Here is a 16,935-nt window from a genome sequence, read left to right on the forward strand (position 1 = left end):
TAAATATCAATCATGATTACATCTTCAGTTTTAATTCGAAAAAATACAGCTATCATATGGGAAGCTATTACAAATAAAGAACTGTTCAAAAATTGGTATTTTGAAATTCCAGATTTTGAACTTATCCTAGGTGCAACATTCCACTTCTATGAACCAGGCGCTAAACAACAATTTCTACATGTATGTACTATTCTTGAAATAATTCCTTTTAAAAGATTTTCACACACATGGACGCATCCCGACTACAGTAAAGGGACTACAAAGGTTACCTGGTTACTAACAGAAAAAGATGAATTTACCACAGTTACCTTACAACACTCCGGTATTGAAAACCTCAGCGATGGAGGTCCAGATTTTGCTCCAGAAAACTATCAATTGGGATGGGATAAGATACTATTCAATCTCCGCAAATTTATCGAGCAATGAAACAATCGGCTAATAGCAGTTCCCTTATTTTACAATTCCATATCATCTTATTAAAATCATTTTGTATTCTAATATAGAACAAAAAGAATTGCAGGAAAGTAACGTTTACAAAAGAAGTATATGCCTAATACTTCAATAAAAAATAAAAAAATATTTTGCTAAAATAAAATAGATCGTATATTTGCCTATTGTTTAGAACAAATCTAAATTAATATAAGAATAATACAGATGCCTATTTCATTACAATCCATTGAAAAGAGATGGAAATTATTGTCTATTATACTATCGCTTCAAGTATTCATTTGCCATGCACAGCAAGGAGTACGGGTCAAGTCAGAGAAAGGCCTACCAATCGCTGGAGCTACAGTCCGTATCAATCAAGACCTATTGGGAAGTACAGACACTAGCGGTATTTTATTGTTAAATATTGACTCCATCAATAATCAAAAAATAACCCTTTCTGCTATCGGATTTCGTGAAGAAACATTCAAATTCTCAAATCATCCAGATAATCAGCTTCAAGATATCGTCATGTTTACGAGCACACGCGTGTTGGATGAAATTGTCGTTACCGCTGGGCGCAAACCCGAAAGTATTTCGACTATACCTTCTTCTATCACAATATTGAATCAACAAGATATTCAGGCTCAAACCAATATCACAAACAACTTGGCGACTGTACTGGGTAACGCTATCCCAGGTTTAGGAACCTCAACCAACAAAGCTACAAACTCAGGTCAAACACTGCGTGGACGTGCCGTTTTAGTATTGATAGATGGTATTCCCCAATCGACACCACTCATGAACGGCGCTAGAGATTTACGTACTATTGATCCAAATGTCATTGAACGTATCGAAGTTATCAAAGGAGCAACTTCAATTTATGGAAATGGGTCTGGTGGAGGTATAATCAACTATATCACCAAAAAAAACAATGATGATAAAAAAATAAGCGGACAAACTGTTGTGGGTACATCTATTAATCCTTTTGATCCGCAAGAAACTGTGGGATATAAATTATCACAGCAACTTTCAGGCAATATAAACAAATGGAGCTACACCGCATCAGGGTCAGTTGACTATACCGGATTACAAAAAGACTCCAAAGGCATACCTCTCGGACAGACAGATGGTCTTTCTAATTCCTACCAGTACAATGCATTTGTAAAGCTTGGTTATAAAATTGATTCTAGTAGTACGGTGACAGGATTTTACAATTATTATGGCAGCACACAACGTGCAAAATATATCAGTAAAAATGGTGTATATGGAGCATCCCCTACAATCGGTATAAAAGGAGAAGAACCTGGGAAACCCGCAGGCACACCTTATAACCATAATGCCATGTTGACCTACTCAAAAAATAATCTCTTTCGTTCTACACAATTGGATATGACGGCATATTTAAATTCATTCAGCTCCATGAACAGATATGTCGCTACGGGTACAGCTTGGTATGGCCCAGGCCAGACCATGATCAATTCGGATAAAAAAGGATTACGGTTAAATCTGAATACACCTTTTCAACTTTTGACAATTCCGACAGAATTAACTTATGGCTTGGATTTATTGAAAGATGTTACCTATCAAAACTTAACAGACGGCCGTGTTTATATACCTAAAATGAATATGGTTAACTTTGCACCTTATGTGCAAATAAAAGCCGATCTTATTGAAAACCTAGTTTTCAAAGGTGGACTTCGCTATGAAAATGCTACCGTTAAGGTCAACGATTATCATACTATAGCTACAGGTCCGGGCGGTGAAGGTAGCATAATGGTGAGTGGAGGCAGTATTCCATATAAGGCTACCATGTTTAATGCTGGATTGCGCTATACAAAATATGATTATTTCAATCCTTTCATCAGCTTTTCACAGGGATTTGCCATCAATGAATTAGGACGTATACTACGTAGAGCCAAAGAAAATACACTTGGAAATCTAGAAACAGACCCCATCATAACCAATAATTATGAAGCCGGATTTTCAAGCCGTTTCAGCATATTCAATATTTCAGCATCGTACTATATCAGTACCTCAGATCTAGGTGTCAATTTAGTTGATGTAGGTGGTTTCCTTATGCCACAACGCGAACCAGAAGAAGTAGCAGGTTATGAGATCGCATTGGATGCAAAACTTAGTCAAAAGATAAGCATTGGTGGTAGTTACGCATACGTTGAAGGTGAAGCTAAAATGGATGACGGCAGTAAATTGTATCTTAATGGATCTAGGATTGCACCACCAAAGGCAACAGGATTTTTCAATTACAGACCCAATCAACAATTAAATTTGCAATTATTTTGGGTACATACAGGATCACGCGATCGATTCATGCGCAATGATAAAGGAAAATACAATAATAGTGAAGGTCCTATAAAAAATGTAGATATCTTCAATATATCTGGAAACTACAGGCTTAATAAATATTGGAATATAGGTCTTGGCATTGAAAACCTCTTCAATACATCATATTATCCAACAGTAAGTCAATATCGCGCATTAGATGCTGAGTATGTAAAGGGAAGCGGTACAGTAACTTCTCTAAACTTACATTACCAATTTTAATAATGATTAAGAAAAGTATTTTATGGTTACACAAATGGCTAGGTCTTTTTACAGGCATAGTCGTTTTTATTGTCAGCTTATCCGGCTGCCTCTATGTATTCCATGATGAACTCAAGTTAATGATTTATCCGCAAAAATACTATTTACAAGATGGCTTATTAAATCATAACGAACCATTACCTCTTACTCAGCTTATTGAATACGCTCAAAAGGCGCTGCCTAAACAAGAACATATCAGTCGGGCAGACCTATACCTTTCTCCCAACCGAACTTGGGTATTTCGAGCTGTAAAAACCAATGAACATGCCTTCGGCCATAATCAATATTTCATTTACCATAAACGGATATTCATAAACCCTTATTCGGGTAAAGTGCAGTATGTAGAAAACTCTAAAACGGAATTTTTTCAACTTATACTGCAATTACATATGAACCTATTACTAGGAAAACAAATAGGACATTGGGTAGTTGGTATTTCAATAGTACTATTCATTATTATATTGCTGTCCGGCATCGTCCTATGGTGGCCGAAGAAATGGAAATTAAAAAAAGTAAAAAGGCAAGTTTGGTTTAATTTCAACGTAAAGTGGAAACGATTGAATTATGACTTACATCAAATCCTTGGCTTCTATAGTTTTTCTTTTGCTCTATTATTAGCATGCACAGGTATTGCGTTCACATTTCCTTCCTTTAAAGATTTTTATATAAAAACATTCAATACGATTAGTTTCTCTCAAAAAATTAACCTTGATAAAAAATTCGATAAAGTACCACAAACCCAAAGTAAAACCCTAGACAATGCTCTCATTTACACCCTTGATAAACATCCGAATGCAGAAATGATGTCGATTCGACTACGGAAAAATATTGCAAACCCCCAAGATATTCAAGTACGATTCGTTGAAGATCGAACGGGTCAATTCATCTGGTATTACTTTAACCAATCAACTGGCCAAATTCAAAAGATAAATCAATCTAAAAATGCTCCGTTAGGTGATAAAATTGGAGCAATGAACTATGACCTACATGTTGGAAGTTATGGAGGTTTAACAACCAAAATTTTAACATTTCTTATGGGACTAATATGTGCATCACTTCCAGTCACAGGAATGATCATTTGGATCAACAAAATGAAGAAGAAGAAACGAAAATAATGACATTTTATCAATAGCTTTATTACATAAGCATCATGGTTCATGCAAACAACTCTTACATTTTATATGTTATATCTCTAAATGGTTAGTAATATTCCAACTTGAAATATACATAATAAAAAAACTGGGAGAAATGAACATTAACCCACATCATAAATATCATCAAAATAAGATCTCCAAAACAGTTGATAGATTTCGCCAAGATATCTTACTAGATTTAGGAAGCAACCCCAAGAAGTTATCCTCCAAATACTTCTATGATAAGATTGGAGATGAGCTATTTCAAAAAATCATGAACATGGAGAGCTATTATCTCACCAACTGTGAGCTTGATATCTTCAAAACTAAAACGGCCCAAATTGCTGATTTTATTAGTCCAAATAATGAACCTTTTGACCTTATTGAGTTGGGTGCAGGCGATGCTATAAAATCTTCTTATTTACTCCAATATTTAGTAGACCAAGGCGCTACTTTTAGTTTTATGCCTATTGACATTTCAGGCAATATCCTTTCCGTTCTAAAAAACAAACTCAACAACAGTATTCCAAATCTCGAAATCATTTGCTTAAAGGGTGAATATTTTGAAATGATCGATCAGGCAACAACATTATCGTCAAGACGAAAAGTAGTGTTATTTTTAGGTAGTAATATCGGCAATATGGAGTATGAACAAGCACTACAATTCTGTTCAGAACTAAAAAATAAATTAAGTGCTGGCGATTATCTATTGATAGGATTTGATTTAAAAAAACATCCCAAAACCATATTACAGGCTTATGATGACCGTACTGGCATTACAGCCAGTTTCAATCTCAACCTTCTAAAGCGCATTAATCAAGAACTCGATGCTGATTTCGACATCAGCCAATTTGAACATTACCAAACCTACGACCCTAGCACTGGTGCTTGTAGAAGCTACCTCATCAGTCTTATTAACCAGCAAGTTACTATTGGAGAGTACCAGATACCCTTCTACGAGAATGAAGCAATATTCATGGAAATATCCCAAAAATTTTCACCAGAAGATATCCATGACCTTGCTCGTGAATCGGGATTTGTGACAGTTACAGAATTATATGATACGAAGAAATGGTTTATGGATGCCATTTGGAAGGTCACATAAATAAAAAAACAATATGAAAACAGATTCAAACATAGCAAGTTATTTTGCTGAACTAGAAACCCGATATCTGGCCATTAGACAGCATTCAACTCATATCTGTACACCTCTAGCAATTGAAGATTATGTGGTGCAGCCTATCGTAGATGTAAGTCCTCCAAAATGGCACTTAGGGCATACTACATGGTTTTTTGAGACTTTCCTACTAACGCCTCATCTCCCTAACTACCAAGTTTTTGACTCGCAATACACCTATGTATTCAACAGCTATTATGAAACAGTGGGTGCACGTGTTATCAGAAACTGACCGTGGAAATCTCAGTCGCCCCTCCGTTGAAGATATCTACCGCTATAGATCATATGTAGATGAACATATGCGCGTTTTTTTCCAACAAAGACTTCAAACTATAGCATCCATCGCTGCTTTACTTGAACTAGGGCTTAACCATGAACAACAACACCAAGAGTTGTTAGTTACAGATATCAAATATATTTTAGGACACAATCCTCTTTTCCCGCCCTACACAAAAGAACTTCCTCCTGTATCTCCAACACCGTTACCTATTGAAATGATTCCCTTTCCGGCTGGTCTATATGAAATCGGATTTGAAGGAGATGGGTTCAGCTTTGACAATGAGCTAGGAAAGCATAAAGTTTACCTCCAAGAGTTCGAAATTGGCAACCGCCTTGTTAGCAATGGTGAGTATCTTCAATTTATGGAAGATGGCGGATATCTAGATTTTCGACATTGGCATGCTGAAGGATGGGACTGGGTAAAAGAAAATCAAGTCAAATCACCATTATATTGGCATAAAATTGATAATCAGTGGATGTATTATACGCTGTCTGGATTACATGAGCTTGATCTTGATGCTACCCTTAATCATATCAACTTTTTCGAAGCTTCGGCTTATGCAAATTGGAAAGGCATGCGTCTACCTACTGAAGCAGAGTGGGAAATCGCATCCGATAAATTTGATTGGGGCACGCGTTGGGAATGGACAGGCAGTGCGTACCTTCCCTATCCCGGATTTAAAAAAGAACCTGGAGCAGTGGGAGAATACAATGGTAAGTTTATGGTAAATCAAATGGTTTTAAGAGGCGCTTCAGATGCAACATCGCCAGGACATAGTAGAAAAACATATCGTAATTTCTTTCATACCCAACATCAATGGCAGTATACAGGTATCAGACTGGCACGTTAAACTTCAAAATCAAAGATGTATACCAAGGCATTAGTTAATAGATTTACTAGCTTCAATAGGGAGATCTGTTTCCAAAATCGAAGCACCGTCTGCAAAAATTGCGCTATACTTTAAAGCTCGCTCCTCTCTTGTGGCCAATTTATCATATGTTGGAGCAGAAGAAATCATACACATAACACCTTTTTTATTCAAAAAACGATATAAAGATTTATTGCTTTTTTTTATTTCTGGTCCTATATATACAATCATTCTGTCGTATGGTAACCCCGATTGATCATACTTCATTAATGCATCCCAATCTTTGAGATGTACAGACATAAATTGATCTTTATTTTGCTTTAAATAAAACTTTGCTTGTTCGACATTGTGTACCGTTACCCATACCCAACTATAAGCATTATATTTTTTCATAATACTTGCTGTTTTCTCTAGAGACAAGTCTTTCTTATCAAGATTTAAGATTGTTTTACCTTTCGCCCATTGAATAACCTCTGCTAAGGTATTGATACCATACTCAGTTACATTTCCTTTGTGATCGCGTAACTTCAATTTTTTAAGCTCAGACCATGAATAGTCCGCCACATTTCCCGAACCATTAGTACAACGATCCAAAGTTGCATCATGGAGCAATATCGCTACACTGTCCTTCGTATAGCGAGGGTCAATTTCAAAAATAGCTTGAGTTTGTTTCAAAACCGCTTCAAAAGCAGGTATTGAGTTCTCTGGCAAACCATCTTCAATTGTTCCACGGTGTCCACTTATAATTTTCTTTCCTGGAGAATATCTAAAAAAATTATGCATTTCTTCGATTGATTCGAATGCCAGCGTGTGCATATTCTGAGCAAAAGCTTTACTATTTAAAAGCAAACAGCTACAAATTCCTATCGTATAAAATAGATATTTCATAAATATAATTTGTTCTAAAACTAGCCATTCTATCTTATTAAATCATCAATTTAAAGTTTAAATATTGTTAAATAATCACATAAAATCTATTCAAAAAATAAAACTAATGAAATAATTTTCAAGACAAAATTAACATAAATTTAATACTTACAAAATATAGTATACATAAACATTGTTTAGTATTGCAAAACTTTATACTATATTTAAAATACAATTATGACTAAGCAAGGTAAATTCTTCGTTTTTGACAAAGCTAAATCCCCACTTCGATCCGTATTAAGTACAATACCAAATATTAAAGACGGTGAAATACTCGTTAAAATTGACTACGCAACGCTTTGCGGCAGCGATTTACATACCTTTTGTGGCCTTCGCCAAGAACCTTGTCCTACGATACTTGGGCACGAAATTGTAGGGACAATAATAAGTATCAATCTCGATAATAATTTAAAAGATGCCACAGGACAATTACTTAGGAATGGCAACATGATTACTTGGACCGTATATGCCAGTGATCCTAATACCCCAAGTTATAATGACCAAAGTCCACAAAAAAATGATATACTTTACAAATACGGTCACAGAATAATTACCGAATCCGACACCTTTCATGGTGGTTTAGCGTCGCATATCATCTTGAGACCACATACACATATCCGAATCCTACCGAACGAACTTCCTGTTCCTATTGCTGCCACCATCAATTGTGCAATAGCTACTTCGGCAGGAGCAATTAGATTAGCTGGAGCAATATCCGGAAAAAAGGTTTTAATTTCTGGGATGGGCTTACTAGGCTTAGTATGTATCGCTATGTGTAGAGAGGCTGGTGCTATTGGCATCACGGTTACAGATATTGATGACAAACGTTTAACATTAGCTAAAAAATTCGGTGCTACTGCCACAATCAACACGAAGTCACCCACAGCCACTGATTTACAACATTTTAAAACAGACAATTTATTTGACTGCTTCATAGACATGAGTGGTGCTCCCGACGCTATGGAAGCTGGAATAGCAAAACTAGACATTAACGGGGTGGCAGTATTTATAGGGGCAGTGTTCAAGCAACGTAAAATTGAGATCGATGCCGAGCAGATGATCAGACGCCTGTTAACACTTAAAGGTCTTCATAACTACAACTACGAAGATTTTAATACAGCAGTGGATTTCATCATTGGTAACTGGCAGAAATATCCATTTTTATCACTCGTAGAGAAGGAATACCCACTAGAGAAAGTGAATGAAGCCTTCGACTATGCAATAGCAAACAAGCCAATTAGAGTAGGTATCAATATGAACATCAAATAAGGATGCAGATTCAACAAAATTTCAGAAAGGAACAATGGAAGATGCTATTTATCACCATGTTCTGTTATTTATTTTTCTATACAGGAAGACATAATTTTGGTTGGGCAGCAAAGGGTATGACAGAAGAATTGAGTATTAGCTACCAACAGATTGGTTGGATTAGCTTTTCGATGTTGATGGGATATGCTATAGGACAATTAATCAATGGAAACCTAGCGGATAGGTTTAGTCCAAAAATCATGATTTTGACAGGTGGTTTTCTTTCAATTATCTGTAATCTATCTATCAGTTATTCCAATTCCTATGGAATGATATTAATCTTATGGACCTTGAATGGTTATTTCCAATCTATGGCTTGGGGATCAGGCAGCAAATTAATTTCAAACTGGTGGGATAGTAGCGAACGAGGCAAAGCATTTGGCTTTTATACCATGGCAGCAGGTAGTTCCTCCGTGCTCACTTTTTTTATGGCTTTGCAACTCGTACAGCAAGAGCAAAGTTGGCGCACGTTGTTTAGATTTCCTATACTTTTTCTTGGCTTTGCACTCATTCTGTTTTTAATTATTGCCCGCAGCCACCCATCCTTAAAAGGTTTTACAATAACTTCGGACAATAAATCCGATTCCAAGACTCAAGATTTAGGATGGAAAGATGCTTATAAACAAGTATTTGGGAACAAAAAATTTATCATAGCATCATTTGCAATTGGATTTCAGAGCATGGCAAGATATGGTCTTATCTTTTGGGTTCCAATTCACTTTTTGGGTAATAATTATAAAGAATCTTCAGGTAATTTATGGCTTACCTTATTCATTCCAATCGGTATGGCAGTCGGTGCGATTTCGTTTGGTTATATTTCAGATTTACTATTCGAAAAAAACAGAAGTAAATCTATTCGAACGGGTATGGTCTGTAGTTGCGCCATAGCTTTATTGATTTATTTTATTCCCACACCGCATCATATTTTAGCAGCATTTCTCATGTTTACTTCAGGTTTTTTTGTATATGGTCCACAAGCCAATTTTTGGACATTGAGCCCAGATTTATTGGGCACAAAATTAGTAGGCACAGGTATAGGTGTGATGAATATGTTTGCATATGTCTTTGCCGCTATCGGAGAACCTATTTTCGGAAAAATCATTGATTATACCGGTGATACATCAAACATCTTTCTTGCTGTAGCTGTCATTTGTGCACTGTGTGCAATTATTATATCCTTTGTAAAACCTGACATCAATCAAATAATATATGATTAAAATACCGTTAATTATCTTTGATAGATTAAGAAGAATGTCGTTACTCAGCAAATTTCAAACTTTTATTAAACCCATTTAGTTATAACAAATTATGATAAATAGAAAATCGTTCTTAAAAATTGGGGGACTAGGTATCTCCTCTCTTTTTGTAAATCAGGCTATAGGACTACCGACATCAGCTGCAAGTAATGCTGACAGCAATAGGACACGAGATATCAAATTTGGCGTCATCTCAGACCTCCACTACGACCTCATGCATGACAGTGACAGAAGAGCGCAATTATTCATTGATACCATGAATAAAGAACAACCAGATTTCATTATTCAATTAGGAGACTTCTGTGTTCCAAAGCCTCAGAATAAACCATTAATGGATGTTTGGAACAAATTCACAGGAGATAAACACTATGTCCTTGGTAATCACGATACCGATGGTGGATTTTCAAAACAACAGGCATTATCCTTTTGGGGAGCAACGAACCCCTATTACTCCTTTGACAAGAATGGATTCCATTTTATCGTCTTAGATGGTAACGAAAAAAGTGAAACTACAAAAATTGAAGGCTATCCCCGATCGATTACTAAAAAGCAACTTGATTGGTTAAAGAAAGATTTGCAGAACACTGCGTTACGCACCGTTATCTTTTGTCATCAAGGACTTGAAAATACATTAGGAGGTTTAGAAAATGGTATGGAAGTGCGCTACTTATTTGAACAAGTCAATAAAGAAGCAGGTTTCAACAAAATTGTGCTGGTCTTGACCGGACATCATCATATGAACTATCATAATGAAATAAATGGTATCCATTATGTACAGATAAACAGTTCATCATACTATTGGGCAGGAGAAGATTTCAAAAGCACCGCTTTCTCCGATGAATTCTATAAAAAGCACGGTATACTCCGCTATACACTCGTTTATGAAGATCCAATATGGGCTATGATCAAACTAGACCATAAGAAGAATATCATTATCGAAGGTACAAAAACCAAAATGGCCGGAATTCCACTAGCAGATACTGGAATCGATATATACAAAGATGTATATCCGATTACCTCCCAAATCGATTCAAGAAAATTAACATATTAATGCTGCGCTACTAGGTTACGAATAAATGCCTAGTAGCGCAGAATATTAATATCTTAATAATTTTCAATCCGAATACATCCCAAACAGGGTTCATCCGACATGACCTATCATAAAGATTTTATGGTAGAGGCCGTAGTAACAATACTATATAAGCATTATAAAATAGTTTGTTACTCCATTCAACTAATCTTATATTAGCTTATTACAATCAACAACCGTTAAAAAGTAACCAATATTCATGAAACCAGTTTTTGCGAAAGTTTTAGAAGGAATGGGAAGTGACGTTTTTGTCACACGCGAAATCAATAGACCCTACTTTTCAACAGAGTTCCATTTTCATAAAGAATGTCAAATAACCTATATTGTCAAAAGTAATGGACGCCGAATGATTGGAGATAACTTAGATACATTTATGTGTGATGAGCTAACCTTTATTGGTTTCCGACCTACCACATGTATGGCACAATGATCATCAAGAATTAAATATAAACCAAACTGCTGCTTCATTGGCTCTATACTTCAACCCTGACAGACTAGTAAATGCGCTGTCTCACTTTTTTAACACATCCAAACTTGAGCACATCATTTCCATATCACAAAGAGGTTTATTATTCCATGGTAACGTCAAAACGGAAATTAAAAATATCCTGTATAAGATGGTTCATAGTGAAGGAATCCCCAAAACCATTCTATTGCTTGAACTCTTTCAAAAAATAGTAAATGCAACAAACAATGACTATACCTTTTTATCCAGTGCAGGTTACACAAATACATACATTGTAAAAGACAATGATAAAATTGACAAGATATTTCGACATGTATTCGAAAATTTCTCGAAGGATATCAACTTAGAAGAGGTATCTAAAATATCCAATATGACCAAACATGCTTTTTGTAGATATTTTAAAACGCGGACCCAAAAAACTTTTATTCAGTTTGTCAATGAAGTACGCATTAGTCAGGCATGTAAGCTCATCAATGACGAGAAAAATCAAATTGGAAATATCGCTTACGATTGTGGATATAATAGCCTATCAAATTTCAATAAGATTTTTAAAAAAATAAAAGGATGCACTCCAAGTGATTACAAAAATAACTTTATAAAGTAATGACATTTCCGTCAATATTCTCTGAGAGAATAAACGGGCAATAATTCTCTACTAATTTTTCAAATTGTTAATTTTGGATCAATAGTAGGTAATAAACATCATACGAAGAAGTATTAATTTCACTATTTTTGGCTCAAAACCTTCAGACTAAAATGAAATCATACTTTTTAACGTTTCTATTGGCGGCGACTCTTAGCTGCCCACTATATGCCCAACCATCAGATCAACATAATCTCCAGTATGATCATCTTGCGACACGTTGGGACGAAGCCATCCCATTGGGTAATGGAATACTTGGCGCATTGATCTGGCAAAAGGATAATACATTGAGACTTTCTTTAGACCGTGCAGATCTCTGGGATGAACGTAAAGCATTTCAACTCGAGCAACATGACTTTAAATGGGTACAGCAAAAACTTCATACAGGACAGTATGAGGAGGTACAAAAGTGGGGCGATAATCCTTATGGGGATTACCCTTATCCGACTAAACTACCTGCTGCAGCAATGTCCTTTAATCTTGCTTCATTAGGTAAAGTCGTATCCAATGTACTTGATATCAAGACCGCAACCAACACCATCCGTTTTGACAATGGTACCACATTCACCTGCTTCATTCATGCCAACAAACCAGTTGGCTACTTTGAGATTACTGGTGAAAATGTAAAAAATGCACTACCACAGTTGCTACCACATCAATATGTCCTAACATCAGATAAGGATAAAGAAGTATCTGTAGTCGATGGACAAGATCTTTCACGTCTCGGATATACCCAAGGAAGATTAACCTCATCGACACACAGTCAGCTCATTCATCAACCCACTTATGAAAATCGATTTTATGAAGTACTGTTGGAATGGAAAGAAATTTCTCCAAATAAGCTTATAGGCATGTGGACGGTTTCCAATAATGAAAAAGCCAGCTTAAGCAAAGAGATGCATGCTAGGACATCCAGTAAGCTAACTTCAAGCCATCAATCGTGGTGGGATACCTACTGGAAACAATCCGCAATCAATCTACCAGATGCCCTACTACAAAGACAATATTATCTTGAAATGTACAAACTCGGAGCTGCGGCACGCAAAGGAGCACCAGCCATCACCCTTCAAGCCGTTTGGACAGCAGATAATGGTGGGTTGCCACCATGGAAAGGCGATTTCCACAACGACTTGAATACCCAACTCAGCTATTGGCCCGCTTATACAGGAAACCGCCTGGCTGAAGCCGAAACTTTTACCGATTGGTTATGGAAAATCAGACCCGCTAATCTAGCTTACACAAAGCAGTATTTTGGCGTTGAAGGACTTAATATACCAGGTGTACTCACCTTGAGTGGTATCCCAATGGGTGGATGGATCCAATATGCATTATCCCCAACTGTAAGTGCGTGGACTGCGCAGCACTTTTATTGGCAATGGAAGTACAGTATGGATAAAAAATTTCTCAAAGAAAGAGCATTACCTTACATCATTGAATCGGCCACGTACCTCCGCAACATCACAGAAATCAGAAATGGAAAACGTTACTTACCGTTAAGTTCCAGTCCCGAATACAATGATAACAGTAGAAACGCATGGTTTAAAGATTGGACCAATTTTGATTTAGCGCTAGCACACTTCTTATTTGAAGCTGCAGCAGAAGTAAGTGAGGCAAGTGGACTGGTAGCCGAAGCCAAAGCATGGAGCACCACAGGTTCAGAGTTACCCAACTATGCAAATAATGAAACAGGGCTATTAGTAGCCACAGACGTACCTATGGAACATTCCCATCGTCATATGTCACCCTATATGGCCATTTACCCACTTGGGCTTTTGGACATCAACAAAGCAGAAGACCAAGATCAGATCAAAAAATCTATGCGTCATTTAGAGAAACTTGGCACACGTGCCTGGGTCGGTTATTCCTTCAGCTGGATGGCCTGTCTTCATGCTCGAGCTAAGGAAGCAGACCAGGCAGTTCTGAATCTTCAAAAATTTGCAAGCAACTTCTGTTCGACCAACTCCTTTCATGTTAACGGAGATCAAAAAGGTGGACAGTATTCAGGCTTTACTTACCGACCATTTACATTAGAAGGGAACTTTGCTTTTGCACAAGGTGTTCATGAATTATTGTTGCAGAGCAAGCAGGGGTATGTAGAGCTATTTCCCGCAATTCCTGCATCATGGACAAACATTTCCTTTACTGAGCTAAGGGCTGAAGGTGGCTTTTTAATTAGTGCCAGCAAAACAAATGGTCAATTAGATAAGGTAATCATAAAAGCAGAACAAACCGGCACTTTAAGATTGCGCTATGAGCAACCATTAAAATCAACAACTAATAAAACGATCAGCAAAGAAGGTGACATATACAGCATCTCATTAAAGATAGGAGAAAAAATAGTGCTACAACAGATGTAGTTAAACAAACAGCGCCTGATACTAAAATTGTAACAGGCGCTGTATTCGTAAAAAACTTTATTTCAATCATAAGTAGTTGACAATTCTGGCAAATACTTATATTAACCCTAGCATAGGAGATTAACCCTATCCAATTATTCTACAAAATCCAATTCAGCAATCGTAAGCAGATTTCCACCACCAGTTATTTCTGTAGACTCAACACGGATATAACGTGCAATCATCTGTTTTGCAAATCGATGCGTACGCTTCGTTGGATCATTAATGAGATTTCCAAATTCAAATCGTTCCACTTCATCCCAATTCTTTCCATCATTACTTATTTTCACCACACCTTTCGCCATCATCCCTTTACCGTGCTCATTTTGTGGTGTGTAACTAAATGCCGTTAATTTATACTGCTGCCCAAGATCAATTGAAATATGTTGAGCTGCTCCGTTATCCTCTGATTGCCAATAGGTTTTTGAATCAGCATCAAAAGCCATACTCGCGCTATGATTAGCCACTTCGCTACTAAAATCTAAAATTTTCCATTGTTTTTTCGCAATACCCATTGTTTCTTCAGCAAGTGCACCTACCAATTTATCAGCACTTATTGCTACAGCTTTTACTTGTCCGCCTTTTACAGCGATTGGTTGCGAATATATAGCTGATTGTGCTGTAGGTTGACTACCATCCAATGTGTAGTGTATTTGAAAGTTGGTATTTAAATTTTTCAGGATATCCTCTCCATGGGGTTTCCATCCAAATTCACTTTTCAAAGGAACAATGGCAACCATACCCGCTACATCACGCGTAAAAGTAAGTTGTGGAGGCCTTCCCGGCGCATAATGCGCGGAAACATTACCAATCACTGGAGTTGCCCGACTCTCCAATACTCGAATACGGAATTTATTTGATGTCACTTCAGGAAAACGTAGAATACGTTTAAAACCGATATTAGTAGCATGCGCTATTTCTTTCCACTGACCATCAATCCAGGCATCTAGTGCATGCTTTTCAACACGTTCGCCATGCGTGCTTACTGCTTCTTGAATAACAAAACGATTTATTTTAACCGGTTGTGGAGTTGTGTAAATCAGTTCCGAATTTTTATCCGATAGCATACTAAACGACTCGAGGTTGTCATCCAATGTTTCTTTGCTTCCTTTTGCCCCTCGCAATAGATTTTGGCCATAAGTTTCCTTAATACGGTTTCCTACTTCATGGAGTACCTTAACATCCTCAGGTGAAAATTTCCCGTCCCTATTTGGCGGAATATTCAACAGAAAAGTAGAATTACCTCCAACAGATCGTTCATAAATATCAAAAACATCATCTGTACTTCTCACTTTCTGATGCGTATCATCTCTATAGAACCATCCTTCTCTAATCGAAGTATTCGTTTCAGCCTGTTGGTAATGCAGATATTTCGCTTTTAGAATCTGCTCGCGACTTCCCAAATCCGCTAAAGTCAAATCTGGAAAACTCACTAAATCAGCTGGATTATCTTGATATGGAATCACATTCCATTCTGTACTTCTCGTTCCTCCAGACTCATTCCCGCACCACCTGATATCTTCCTTACCAAAGATTACAGCTTCTGGGGCCAACTTTCTAATCAGCTCGCGCCAAGCATCATAATTGTATTTTTGTCCACCTTTTGTCTTCGGATGTGCACCATCAAACCATACTTCATGTACCGGACCGTATTCCGTCAGCAATTCAAACAGCTGATTTAAAAAATATTCGTTATAATCGTCTACTTTAAAATTGAATTTTGTTTTATTTTTAAATGGTCTTCCAGCTACTTCTCGAGGAATAGTACGTTGCGTATATTCACTTAGATTACCATAGAGTCCATCGGCACTTTCAATCTGGAAAAGATCTGCAGGTGACAGATAGACCCCCAGTTTTAAGCCATACTTTTTACAGGAAGCTGTTAAGTCTTTCAAGATATCACCTTTTCCATCTCTAAATCCGGTAGACATAATTCCGTGATTCGTATATCTACTCTGCCAAAGCACAAAGCCATCGTGATGCTTCACCGTGATGATTACTTTTTTCATCCCCGCGGCCTTCATTGCCTCACACCATTGATCCGTATCTAGGTTTTTAAGGTCAAAAATTTTAGGATCCTCCATACCATTCCCCCATTCCAATTTGGTAAATGTATTGGGCCCAATATGGATAAAAGCTATAAATTCGTTTTTCAAAGCCTGATATTGATTTGCCGTAGGCACAACATGGACGGCTTTTCTTAATATATCTTCGGGACTATCTGTACTCTTTATTTCGTACGTATTCTTAACAGGCATTTTCTTACTATTCACTTGCGCATGACCATATATAGAAGCAAGTCCTAATATAGATGTCAATAGGATAGATTTATTCATAATTCTATTAATTTGATTAACATTG

At 36.9% G+C, this 16,935-nt stretch carries 14 protein-coding genes; 12 read left to right on the forward strand and 2 right to left on the reverse strand.

The window, feature by feature from the left end:
- Positions 1–12: 12 nt before the first annotated feature.
- The 6 genes from ACFX5U_RS14360 (at position 13) to ACFX5U_RS14385 (ending at position 6,470) form a co-directional block, all read left to right on the forward strand.
- On the forward strand, positions 13–426 hold the full coding sequence (locus ACFX5U_RS14360; RefSeq protein ID WP_280566421.1) for an SRPBCC domain-containing protein: 414 nt from the start codon (positions 13–15) through the stop codon (positions 424–426).
- A 228-nt stretch (positions 427–654) separates the two neighbouring features.
- A complete protein-coding gene (locus ACFX5U_RS14365; protein ID WP_400261132.1) occupies positions 655–2,991 on the forward strand; it encodes a TonB-dependent receptor in 2,337 nt (778 codons plus the stop codon).
- Between the two features lie 2 nt (positions 2,992–2,993).
- Positions 2,994–4,145, forward strand: a complete 1,152-nt coding sequence (locus ACFX5U_RS14370; RefSeq protein ID WP_400261133.1) for a PepSY-associated TM helix domain-containing protein — start codon at positions 2,994–2,996, stop codon at positions 4,143–4,145.
- A 133-nt stretch (positions 4,146–4,278) separates the two neighbouring features.
- On the forward strand, positions 4,279–5,268 hold the full coding sequence (locus ACFX5U_RS14375) for an L-histidine N(alpha)-methyltransferase (RefSeq protein WP_400261134.1): 990 nt from the start codon (positions 4,279–4,281) through the stop codon (positions 5,266–5,268).
- Positions 5,269–5,281: 13 nt separating this feature from the next.
- The gene (locus tag ACFX5U_RS14380) at positions 5,282–5,572 is read left to right on the forward strand and encodes a hypothetical protein (protein WP_400261135.1); all 291 of its coding nucleotides are present in this window, start codon (positions 5,282–5,284) and stop codon (positions 5,570–5,572) included.
- A complete protein-coding gene (locus ACFX5U_RS14385) occupies positions 5,538–6,470 on the forward strand; it encodes an ergothioneine biosynthesis protein EgtB (RefSeq protein ID WP_400261136.1) in 933 nt (310 codons plus the stop codon). Before ACFX5U_RS14380 ends, ACFX5U_RS14385 begins: the two co-directional genes overlap by 35 nt.
- A 30-nt stretch (positions 6,471–6,500) precedes the next feature.
- On the opposite strand, the gene ACFX5U_RS14390 is transcribed toward ACFX5U_RS14385, so the two are convergent.
- Positions 6,501–7,376 carry a glycerophosphodiester phosphodiesterase family protein gene (locus tag ACFX5U_RS14390; protein ID WP_400261137.1) on the reverse strand — a complete coding sequence of 292 codons (876 nt, stop codon included), beginning with the start codon at positions 7,374–7,376 and terminating at the stop codon, positions 6,501–6,503.
- A 216-nt stretch (positions 7,377–7,592) separates the two neighbouring features.
- Here ACFX5U_RS14390 and ACFX5U_RS14395 point away from each other — a divergent pair, with 216 nt between their 5' ends.
- The 6 genes from ACFX5U_RS14395 (at position 7,593) to ACFX5U_RS14420 (ending at position 14,535) form a co-directional block, all read left to right on the forward strand.
- Positions 7,593–8,684 (forward strand): zinc-binding dehydrogenase, encoded by a 1,092-nt coding sequence (locus ACFX5U_RS14395; RefSeq protein WP_400261138.1) that lies wholly within the window; start codon positions 7,593–7,595, stop codon positions 8,682–8,684.
- A 2-nt stretch (positions 8,685–8,686) separates the two neighbouring features.
- Positions 8,687–9,940 carry an MFS transporter gene (locus ACFX5U_RS14400; protein ID WP_400261139.1) on the forward strand — a complete coding sequence of 418 codons (1,254 nt, stop codon included), beginning with the start codon at positions 8,687–8,689 and terminating at the stop codon, positions 9,938–9,940.
- Between the two features lie 91 nt (positions 9,941–10,031).
- Positions 10,032–11,030 (forward strand): metallophosphoesterase, encoded by a 999-nt coding sequence (locus tag ACFX5U_RS14405; RefSeq protein ID WP_280566398.1) that lies wholly within the window; start codon positions 10,032–10,034, stop codon positions 11,028–11,030.
- 238 nt (positions 11,031–11,268) lie between these two features.
- On the forward strand, positions 11,269–11,499 hold the full coding sequence (locus ACFX5U_RS14410; RefSeq protein WP_400261140.1) for a hypothetical protein: 231 nt from the start codon (positions 11,269–11,271) through the stop codon (positions 11,497–11,499).
- A gap of 187 nt (positions 11,500–11,686) precedes the next feature.
- The gene (locus tag ACFX5U_RS14415; protein ID WP_400261141.1) at positions 11,687–12,139 is read left to right on the forward strand and encodes a helix-turn-helix domain-containing protein; all 453 of its coding nucleotides are present in this window, start codon (positions 11,687–11,689) and stop codon (positions 12,137–12,139) included.
- Between the two features lie 152 nt (positions 12,140–12,291).
- Positions 12,292–14,535 carry a glycosyl hydrolase family 95 catalytic domain-containing protein gene (locus ACFX5U_RS14420; RefSeq protein ID WP_400261142.1) on the forward strand — a complete coding sequence of 748 codons (2,244 nt, stop codon included), beginning with the start codon at positions 12,292–12,294 and terminating at the stop codon, positions 14,533–14,535.
- 134 nt (positions 14,536–14,669) lie between these two features.
- On the opposite strand, the gene ACFX5U_RS14425 is transcribed toward ACFX5U_RS14420, so the two are convergent.
- Positions 14,670–16,910: an alpha-L-fucosidase gene (locus ACFX5U_RS14425; RefSeq protein WP_400261143.1), complete on the reverse strand. Its 2,241-nt coding sequence runs from the start codon at positions 16,908–16,910 to the stop codon at positions 14,670–14,672.
- Positions 16,911–16,935 lie beyond the last annotated feature (25 nt).

The organism is Sphingobacterium sp. SG20118, from assembly GCF_044740685.1.
In the GTDB taxonomy this organism is placed as follows: Bacteria; Bacteroidota; Bacteroidia; order Sphingobacteriales; family Sphingobacteriaceae; genus Sphingobacterium.